The organism is Kitasatospora sp. NPDC091257 (genome assembly GCF_044757675.1).
Taxonomy (GTDB): Bacteria; Actinomycetota; Actinomycetes; order Streptomycetales; family Streptomycetaceae; genus Kitasatospora; species Kitasatospora lactacystinica.
On sequence record NZ_JBIVVI010000209.1, the window covers coordinates 1 to 9,633 of the forward strand.

The 9,633-nt window shown below is 68.8% G+C and carries 5 protein-coding genes and 3 pseudogenes; all 8 read right to left on the minus strand.

Features of this window, described 5'->3' with window-relative positions:
• Positions 1-102 (minus strand): annotated as a pseudogene (locus tag ACIQOV_RS12785) (helicase-related protein); the annotation flags it as partial.
• A gap of 13 nt (positions 103-115) precedes the next feature.
• Positions 116-2,419, minus strand: a pseudogene (locus ACIQOV_RS12790) (immune inhibitor A domain-containing protein); the annotation flags it as partial.
• Between the two features lie 344 nt (positions 2,420-2,763).
• On the minus strand, positions 2,764-5,283 hold the full coding sequence (locus ACIQOV_RS12795) for an ATP-dependent Clp protease ATP-binding subunit (protein ID WP_359910468.1): 2,520 nt from the start codon (positions 5,281-5,283) through the stop codon (positions 2,764-2,766).
• Between the two features lie 661 nt (positions 5,284-5,944).
• A complete protein-coding gene (locus ACIQOV_RS12800; protein WP_359910471.1) occupies positions 5,945-6,298 on the minus strand; it encodes an Lsr2 family protein in 354 nt (117 codons plus the stop codon).
• Positions 6,299-6,389: 91 nt separating this feature from the next.
• Positions 6,390-6,926, minus strand: coding sequence for an amino-acid N-acetyltransferase (locus tag ACIQOV_RS12805; protein WP_359910474.1), 537 nt, complete (start codon positions 6,924-6,926; stop codon positions 6,390-6,392).
• Positions 6,927-6,937: 11 nt separating this feature from the next.
• Entirely contained in the window at positions 6,938-7,375 is a 438-nt protein-coding gene (locus ACIQOV_RS12810) for a BlaI/MecI/CopY family transcriptional regulator (RefSeq protein WP_359910476.1), read from the minus strand.
• 297 nt (positions 7,376-7,672) lie between these two features.
• Positions 7,673-9,229: a bifunctional lysylphosphatidylglycerol synthetase/lysine--tRNA ligase LysX gene (lysX, locus tag ACIQOV_RS12815; protein WP_359910479.1), complete on the minus strand. Its 1,557-nt coding sequence runs from the start codon at positions 9,227-9,229 to the stop codon at positions 7,673-7,675.
• A 96-nt stretch (positions 9,230-9,325) separates the two neighbouring features.
• A pseudogene (locus tag ACIQOV_RS12820) lies at positions 9,326-9,633 on the minus strand (hypothetical protein); the annotation flags it as partial.

Sequence of the window (9,633 nt, forward strand, 5' to 3'; positions counted from 1 at the left end):
CCCGCGCCCGGCGCGGCCGACCTGCTGGTAGTAGGCGATCGGCGAGCTGGGCGAGCCGAGGTGCACCACGAAGCCGAGGTCGGGCTTGTCGAAGCCGGATCCAGGTCTCCAGGTAGTTCGAGGACTCGTTCTCGACCTCGATGCTGGTGCCCGTCTTCGGGACGTCGACACCGGCGTACTGGTTGTCCTTGCTCCACCACGACTTCAGGTCGTTGAACTCGTCGACGCCCTTGGCCTTCGGGATGACGGTCTCGACGCCGGCCTTGTGCAGGGTCAGCGGGGAGACGCGACGGGAACCGAAGGTGGAGTCGAAGCCCTGGACGCGCGGCTTCATCAGGGCGCCGTCGGACCACTTCAGCGGGGTCGGGTGCGAGTCGACCGGCAGGACCAGGCCGTGGCCCGGGTGGGCGCTGACGTTGTTGTCGGTCTGCGACTCGTCCCAGAACCAGATCAGCAGGCCGGGCTGGTACGAGTAGTGCTCGACCCAGCCCGGCTTGTCGGCGAAGCCGAAGTTGTACGGGCCGGTCTTCAGGGTCTGGTCGAAGGACACGTACTGCCGGTTCTCCGCGATGTAGTACTGCGCGTAGTCCTTGGTGTACGAGCCGCTGAAGCGGGAGAACCCGTCGGCCACCCAGCCGTTGTCACCGTTCTCGACGTCGTCGCTGAACACGGTGGCGCCGTCGGCGACGACCGCGACGTTGTCCAGGGTCAGGCCGCGGAAGTGCAGGCCGCCGTCGCTGGTGTGGCGGTAGCGGAACTTGATCTTCTGGCCCGCGAAGGCGTCCAGGTTGAACGACAGGTCGCCCCAGGCGGCCACCTGGCCGCTGAGGGCCGGACGGCCGTTCTCGCGCGGCAGGGCGGTGCCGTTCCAGGTGCCGTCCACGACGGTCCAGTTCTTGCCGCCGTCGGTGGAGACCTCGCCGAACGCGTAGTCGAAGTCCTGCTCCAGCTCGTACCAGGCCTTGGCGTTGATGCTGGCCTTGGCCTTGCCGGTCAGGTCGATGTCGCGGGTGAGCGTGACGTTCAGGTTGTCGGCGCTGCCGCTCCACCACTCACCGGTGCCGCCGAACGGCTTGTTGATGTCGGTGGTGATGCTCTTCTTCGGCAGGTCGACGATCAGACCCTGCGGCAGGTTGCTGTTGTACTCCGCCGGGCCGATGTGGTGGGTCGACTCGGTGCCGGCCTTGGCGCGGTCCACCTTCAGCCAGCCGAGCTGGTACTTGCTCCAGCCGTCGAGGTCGTTCGGCATGTCGCCGATGCTGTTCTTGCCCTCGCCGAGCCAGGAACCGGAGGACATCAGCGACCAGAAGCCGACCGAGTTGTCGATGCCCTTGCCGGCGGTGTCGTAGAGGTCCGGCAGACCGAGGTCGTGGCCGTACTCGTGGGCGAAGACGCCGAGGCCGCCGTTCTCGGGCTGCATCGTGTAGTCGCCGATCCACAGGCCGCTGCTGCCGACCTGGACGCCGCCGAGCTTGTTGCCCTCGGGACCGGCCGAGCCCTGCAGGTTGCCGTAGACGTACGAGCGGTGCGCCCACAGGGCCTTGGTGCCCTGCTTGCCGCCACCGGCCGACTTGTCCTCGCCGGCGTGCACGATCTGGAAGTGGTCGATGTACCCGTCGGGCTGGTTGAAGTTCCCGTCGTGGTGCGAACCGTAGCGGTCCCACTGGTCGTACGAGGCCAGGGTCGCCTTGATCTGCGCCTCGGTCTGACCCTTGGCCTGCTGGTCCTTGTACCAGATGTCCACGGCGTCGCGGATCAGGTCCTGGGCGCTGGCGCAGACGTTGGAGCCGCAGTAGTCGGAGCCGTACCGGGCCTCGTTCCACGGGACGCGGACCCAGTCCTGGACCACGCCGTCGACCGAGTAGCGGCCCGAGGACTGCTTCTCGTAGTAGGTCTTCAGCGAGGGCTTGTCCTTGGCGAAGTACAGGTCCTGGTAGTGCTGCTGGTTGTAGTCGGCCTGCCACTGGGTCGAGTTGTTGGTGGCCGGGTCCGGCTTCTCGATCTCGTTGTGCTTGGGGCCGGCCTCGCCGCCGTACTTGACCTTGCCGTCCGGCGTCTTGGTGGTGTTGTCCACCTGGTCACCGAAGTCGACCAGGATGGTGAAGATCTTGTCCGTGCGCTCGCGGGCGAGCTCCACGTACTTGTCCTTGCCGAGCTTCACGCTGGTGCTGCCGTTGTGCTGCTCGACCTCGGCGGTGCCGTTGAGCAGCTTCTCGGTGGCGGCCTTCTGCTCCGCCTCCACCTTCGCGGTCAGCGGGCCCGGAAGGTTGTGCTCGGTGTTCTGGACGGCCTCGGCCGGGTCCCGCGGGACCGGGGCCGAGCCGGCGGCGACGGCGGTGCCCGGGAACAGGCCCGCGCCGAGCGTGACTATGACCGCTGCGGCCGTGGCAGCCGCAGCGGTTCTCCTGGTGCTCTTCAACGTTGTGACGTCCTCCCCGACCGGGGCCCAGCTCTTGGCCAAAGCCCGGCAAACCAAAATGAAAGACAGGTGGACGTCATTTGATACAAGCGTGCACAGAAAAGATAGACCTTGACCGTGACATGGTCACGGCGCTATGCTCCGCGACTCCCTATCACCTGACCGTCTGTCAACCGTATGTTGGTTAAAGCTCGCTGAGAAACCGAGCGCACCCGTACCAGCCCATGCGGAAGCCGCCGTCCCGGTCCGTACCGGTGCCGACCGCGGAGGGGCCGGAACGCACCGAGCCCCCGGCGCGAACGCCGGGGGCTCGGTGGCTGTGAAGTTGTCTGTTAAAAGTTGGGCTACTTCGTCAGGTCCGGACCGGACGAGGCGACCGCGGCCGGGGTGTCCGCGACGGCCGACTTCTCCTCGCCGCGGAAGGTGAACTTGGCCTCCTTGCCCTCACCGTCGACGTCGACGACGACGATGTGGCCGGCCCGCAGCTCACCGAAGAGGATCTTCTCGGAGAGGTGGTCCTCGATCTCGCGCTGGATGGTGCGGCGCAGCGGACGGGCACCCAGGATCGGGTCGTAGCCGCGCTTGGCCAGCAGCTTCTTGGCCTCGACGCTGAGCTCCAGGCCCATGTCCTTGTCCTTGAGCCGCTCGTCCACCTTGTCGATCATGAGGTCGACGATCTGGATGATGTCGTCCTCGGACAGCTGGTGGAACACCACGATGTCGTCGACGCGGTTCAGGAACTCGGGGCGGAAGTGCTGCTTGAGCTCCTCGCCGACCTTCGCCTTCATCCGCTCGTACCCGGTCTGGGTGTCACCCGTGGCCGCGAAGCCCAGGTTGAAGCCCTTGGAGATGTCCCGGGTGCCGAGGTTGGTCGTCATGATGATGACGGTGTTCTTGAAGTCGACCACGCGGCCCTGGGAGTCGGTCAGGCGACCGTCCTCCAGGATCTGCAGCAGCGAGTTGAAGATGTCCGGGTGGGCCTTCTCGACCTCGTCGAAGAGGACGACGGAGAACGGCTTGCGGCGGACCTTCTCGGTCAGCTGGCCGCCCTCCTCGTAGCCCACGTAGCCGGGCGGGGAGCCGAACAGCCGGGAGACGGTGTGCTTCTCGGAGAACTCGGACATGTCGAGCGCGATCAGCGCGTCCTCGTCGCCGAAGAGGAACTCCGCCAGCGTCTTGGACAGCTCGGTCTTACCGACGCCGGACGGGCCGGCGAAGATGAACGAACCGCCGGGGCGCTTCGGGTCCTTGAGGCCCGCACGGGTGCGCCGGATCGCCTGGGAGAGCGCCTTGATGGCGTCCTTCTGGCCGATGACGCGCTTGTGCAGCTCGTCCTCCATGCGCAGCAGGCGGGACGTCTCCTCCTCGGTCAGCTTGAAGACCGGGATGCCGGTGGCGGTGGCCAGGACCTCGGCGATGAGCTCCTCGTTGACCTCCGCGACGACGTCCATGTCGCCGGCCTTCCACTCCTTCTCGCGCTTGGCCTTGGCCTGCAGGAGCTGCTTCTCGTCGTCGCGCAGGGACGCGGCCTTCTCGAAGTCCTGCGCGTCGATCGCGCTCTCCTTCTCGCGGCGCACGTCGGCGATCTTCTCGTCGAACTCGCGCAGGTCCGGCGGCGCGGTCATCCGGCGGATGCGCATCCGGGAGCCGGCCTCGTCGATCAGGTCGATCGCCTTGTCCGGCAGGAAGCGGTCCGAGATGTACCGGTCGGCCAGGGTGGCGGCGGCGACCAGGGCGGCGTCCGTGATGGAGACCCGGTGGTGGGCCTCGTAGCGGTCGCGCAGACCCTTGAGGATCTCGATGGTGTGCGGCAGCGAGGGCTCGGCGACCTGGATCGGCTGGAAGCGGCGCTCCAGCGCGGCGTCCTTCTCCAGGTGCTTGCGGTACTCGTCCAGGGTGGTGGCACCGATGGTCTGCAGCTCGCCGCGGGCCAGCATCGGCTTGAGGATGCTGGCGGCGTCGATGGCGCCCTCGGCGGCGCCCGCGCCGACCAGGGTGTGCAGCTCGTCGATGAACAGGATGATGTCGCCGCGGGTGCGGATCTCCTTGAGCACCTTCTTCAGGCGCTCCTCGAAGTCACCGCGGTAGCGCGAGCCGGCCACCAGGGCGCCCAGGTCCAGCGTGTAGAGCTGCTTGTCCTTGAGCGTCTCCGGGACCTCGCCCTTGACGATCGCCTGGGCCAGGCCCTCGACCACGGCGGTCTTGCCGACGCCGGGCTCACCGATCAGCACCGGGTTGTTCTTGGTGCGGCGGGACAGCACCTGCATGACCCGCTCGATCTCCTTCTCGCGCCCGATGACCGGGTCGAGCTTGGCCTCGCGGGCGGCCTGGGTGAGGTTGCGGCCGAACTGGTCCAGGACCAGGGAGGTCGACGGGGTGCCCTCGGCGGGCCCGCCGGCCGTGGCCGACTCCTTGCCGCCGCCGGTCTGGTAGCCGGAGAGCAGCTGGATGACCTGCTGGCGCACCCGGTTGAGGTCGGCGCCCAGCTTCACCAGGACCTGGGCGGCGACGCCCTCGCCCTCGCGGATCAGGCCGAGCAGGATGTGCTCGGTGCCGATGTAGTTGTGGCCGAGCTGAAGGGCCTCGCGGAGCGACAGCTCCAGCACCTTCTTCGCCCGGGGGGTGAAGGGAATGTGACCGGACGGGGCCTGCTGGCCCTGGCCGATGATCTCCTCGACCTGCTGGCGAACGGCCTCAAGAGAAATCCCGAGGCTCTCCAGGGCCTTGGCGGCGACGCCCTCGCCCTCGTGGATCAGACCCAGGAGGATGTGCTCGGTGCCGATGTAGTTGTGGTTGAGCATCCGGGCTTCTTCCTGAGCCAGGACGACAACCCGCCGCGCGCGGTCGGTGAACCTCTCGAACATCGTTTATCGCTCCTCAGAGCGGTCGGGCAGTTCGGGGTCCGTCCCCGCCCTGTCCTTCCGCATGCTAGTCCCGCTCAGCGGCGCGGCCCACGGATTCACTCCCCGGTAGAGGAGCGAGATGCTGCGCGACCAGCCGACACCAATCCCAACCTGATGCTGGGAAACGGTGTTCCCGCAGGCGGGCCGGATGCACCGGATTCCGCTACGCCATCGGCGAACACGCGCCGCCGGGGCGCGGCCGGAACCGTCAGGCCGGTCGCACATACTGCCCCTGGACGGGCCGAAGAACCCGTCCACCTGCATTCATACCCGGTATCGGGGCGGTTCTCGCGCAGTTTCCGCGGTGGCGGTGTTCGCCTGGCGAGAAGTCGGGCCGTGGTGACGGCGGTTCAACGGCGGCCGGGGCCGGGTACGCCGTCCCGGGTGTCCTCGTTACCGCTTCGCCCTTACAGCGTTGCACAGCCCGTGATTGTTCCGCCGCCCGAGCCCGTGCCCGAGCCCGTGCCCGAGCCTGCGCCCCGCAGGCCCCCGGTACCGCGGCCCAGCGGGCACGCGCCGCGGGGCGCGGAGGAGACTCCTCCGCGCCCCGTGCGTGTGATGGCGGCGCCGCCTCCGGCCGCCGGGGCCCCGCACCCGCTCCGGCGGGCCTGCGGTGCCGGGATCAGGACGCGTTGGCCTTCTCGTAGGCCTCGCGGACGTTGCTCGGAACGCGGCCGCGGTCGTTGACCTCCAGGCCCTGCTCCTTGGCCCACGCGCGGATCTTGGCGGTGTCCGGGGCACCGCCGCCGGACGGCCGCGCCGCGGCGCTGCGGCCCGGACGACGGGCACCGGCGAGCCGGCCGCTCTGCTTGCGGCCCTTCTCCACGTACGGCGCCAGCAGACCGCGCAGCTTGTCCGCGTTGGCGCTCTTCAGGTCGATCTCGTAGGCAACGCCGTCGAGCGCGAACGTCACCGTCTCGTCCGCCGAACCGCCGTCGAGATCGTCTTCAAGAATGACCTGCACCCTCTGTGCCACGGGCTTCCCTTTCCGCTAAACGACCCATTGCCTAAGGAAAGGAAAGCGCCTTTCTCCGGAAAACACAAACCCTTGACCCGGGTGGAGCGGCTCAGAGGTGCAGCAGCATGCGCGAGTTGCCCAGTGTGTTGGGCTTCACCCGCTCCAGGTCGAGGAACTCGGCGACGCCTTCATCGTACGAGCGGAGGAGTTCTTCATAGACATCCGTAGCGATCGCCGCCGGGTCTGTCGTACCATCATCGGTTTCCTGGAGCTCGCCGATCTCGACGAAACCGTGTTTCGCGAAGAACGCGACCTCGAACGTCAAGCAGAAAATCCGACGGACGCCCAGCCAGCGTGCCGTCTGCACCAGCTTCTCCAACAGCAGGTGCCCGATCCCGGTGCCCCGGACGACCGGATCCACCGCGAGCGTGCGGACCTCGGCGAGGTCCTCCCACATCACGTGCAGCGCGCCGCAGGCCACCACCACGCCGTTGTCGTCGCGTTCCGCGACCCAGAACTCCTGGACGGATTCGAACAGTGTGACTGTGGGCTTGTCCAGCAGAATGCCGTCGCGCGAGTAGGTGTCGATGAGCCTGCGCACTGCCCGCACGTCCGTGGTCCGCGCCCGGCGGATGGTGACCTCCATGGTCCCGGACGTTATCGCGCCGCTCCCGGTTCCGTCGCACCGGTATCGGGTCCGTCGTCCGCGGAATCCGCCCCGGTCGGATCGGGCGGGAACAGAGCGGCCACCCGCAAGGCGTCCCGGAGCGCTTCGCGTTGCTCGGGGGACATCAGGCCGAAGAAGTGCACCAGGGCCGCCGCCGGATTGTCGCTGGTGGCCCAGGCGTCGTTCATCAGTGCCGCCGTGTACGCCTCACGCGAGGAGACCGGTTCATATCGATAGGCCCGGCCGACCCGCTCGCGGCGCAGCCAGCCCTTTCTGTGGAGCTTGTCCAGGACGGTCATCACCGTGGTGTACGCGATTTCGCGTTCCGACCGCAGATCCAGGAGAACCTCGCGAACCGTGACCGGTCGGTTCCACTGCCACACCCGGGTCATGATGGCGTTCTCAAGTTCGCCGAGTTGCCGGACCATAGTGCGGCCAGGATAGGGAGTGAATGGGGCAAATCTTGTGAAGTACGCCAAACCGGCGCGCCGCCACCCCCGGGAATCGGGAATGGCGGCGCGCCGGTCGTTCGGGGCGGCTGACGGCGTCGGTCGCGGGTTCCGCCCGCCGGTCCTCACGGGGCCTGCCGGCCCGCGCGGGATCAGTCGACGTCTTCCTTGGCCCGCTGGGCCCCGCCCTGGCTGCGGACGATGGCCCGCACCAGGAATCCGAAGCCGATCGCCATGACCAGCGGCGGCACGATCGCGCTGACGTAGTCCATCAGGTCACTCCTCCTCGGTCTTCTCCGCCGTCGCGGCGGAAGCCTTCGGCTCCGGCTTCACCAGCGGGAAGAGCACCGTCTCCCGGATGTTCTTGCCGGTCAGCAGCATGATCAGGCGGTCCACGCCGAGGCCGAGGCCACCGGTCGGGGGCATCGCGTACTCCAGGGCGCGCAGGAAGTCCTCGTCCACCTGCATCGCCTCGACGTCGCCGCCGGCCGCCAGCAGCGACTGGGCGGTCAGGCGGGCGCGCTGCTCGACCGGGTCGACCAGCTCGGAGTAGGCGGTGCCGATCTCGGTCCCGAAGATCACCAGGTCCCACTTCTCGGCCACGCCGGGCTGCGAGCGGTGCTGGCGGGTCAGCGGGGAGACCTCGGTCGGGTAGTCCTTGATGAAGGTCGGCCGGACGGCGTTCTCCTCCAGCAGGCGCTCGACCATCTCCAGCACGATCTGGCCGTGGCCCCAGTCCTTCTCGAACGGGATGCCGTGCTCGGCGGCCAGCTTGCGCAGCTCCTCGACGCCGGTCTCCGGGGTGACCTCCACGCCCAGGTGGGCGGAGATGCCCGGGTAGACCGCGACCTCCTCCCACGGCTCGGCCAGGTCGATCTCGTGCTCGACGCCGTGCGCGTCCACGCCCTTGATGACCGTGGTGCCCAGTGCGTCCCGGGCCGCGTTGACGATCGTCTCGCGGATCAGCTCGGCCTGGGTGTCGTAGTCGCCGTACGCCTCGTACGACTCCAGCGAGGTGAACTCCGGGTTGTGGGTGGAGTCCGCGCCCTCGTTGCGGAAGTTGCGGTTGATCTCGAAGACCTTCTCGGCGCCGCCGACCACCAGCCGCTTGAGGTACAGCTCGGGGGCGATGCGCATGTAGAGGTCGATGTCGTACGCGTTGATGTGCGTCTTGAACGGACGGGCGTTGGCGCCGCCGTGCACCGGCTGCAGCATCGGGGTCTCGACCTCGATGTAGCCGCGGTCCTCGTAGGTGCGGCGGATCGAGCGGACGACCTTGCTGCGCAGGTGCAGGATCTCGCGGGCCTCGGGGTTGACGATCAGGTCCACGTAGCGCTGGCGGACCCGGGCCTCCGGGTCGGTCAGGCCCTTGTGCTTGTCCGGCAGCGGGCGCAGGCACTTGGCGGTGAGCTCCCAGCGGTCCACCATCACGGACAGCTCGCCGCGCTTGGAGGTGATCACCTCGCCCTCGACGCCGACCTGGTCGCCGAGGTCGATGTCGGTCTTCCAGGCCGCCAGCCGCTCGGCGCCCAGCTTGTCCAGCGAGAACATCACCTGGAGGTCGCCGGTGCCGTCCCGCAGGGTGGCGAAGCAGAGCTTGCCGCCGGTGCGGGAGAGGATCACGCGGCCGGTGACACCGGCCCGTTCGCCGGTCGCGGTGTCCGGCTCCAGGTCAGGGTGCTTGGCACGCAGGTCCGCGATGGTGGTGGTGCGGGGGAATCCGACCGGGTACGGGTCGACGCCGGCCGCCCGGAGCCGGTCCAGCTTCTCGCGCCGGACGCGCATCTGCTCGGGAAGGTCGTCGGTCGCGGGAACAAGGCTCTGATCGCTCACCCCACAAGGGTAGCCAGCCACACACGGTGCTCCGCGCCGGGATTCCCGCGGGGGAGGCCGTGACGGCGGCCTCCCCCGGGGAACGGACCGCTCGGGTCAGCCGTTGCGGCGGGCCCGGAGCCGGCGGGCGGTGACCAGACCGGCGGCGCCGAGCACCACGGCGGCGGCGCTCGTCGCGGCCAGCGGCAGGGCGGCGGAGCTGCCGGTGGCGGCCAGCGGGCCGTCGGAGGTCCGGACGCTCCCGGTGCCGCCGGTGCCGGTGCCGCCGATGCCCGTGCCGGTCTCCCGGGCGGGGCTCGCGGAGTCCTTGTCGCTGAGGCCGGCCGGGACGACCGCGGTGGTCGGCGCGGGGGAGGGGTCGGTGACGGGCGCGGTGGTGGGCGTCCCGGTCGGGGTCGGGGCGG

Excerpts from the sequence above, each read along its gene's own strand:
- ACIQOV_RS12795 (WP_359910468.1), bottom strand. The coding sequence starts at position 5,283 with ATGTTCGAGAGGTTCACCGACCGCGCGCGGCGGGTTGTCGTCCTGGCT.
- ACIQOV_RS12805 (WP_359910474.1), bottom strand. The coding sequence starts at position 6,926 with ATGGAGGTCACCATCCGCCGGGCGCGGACCACGGACGTGCGGGCAGTG.
- ACIQOV_RS12810 (WP_359910476.1), bottom strand. The coding sequence starts at position 7,375 with ATGGTCCGGCAACTCGGCGAACTTGAGAACGCCATCATGACCCGGGTG.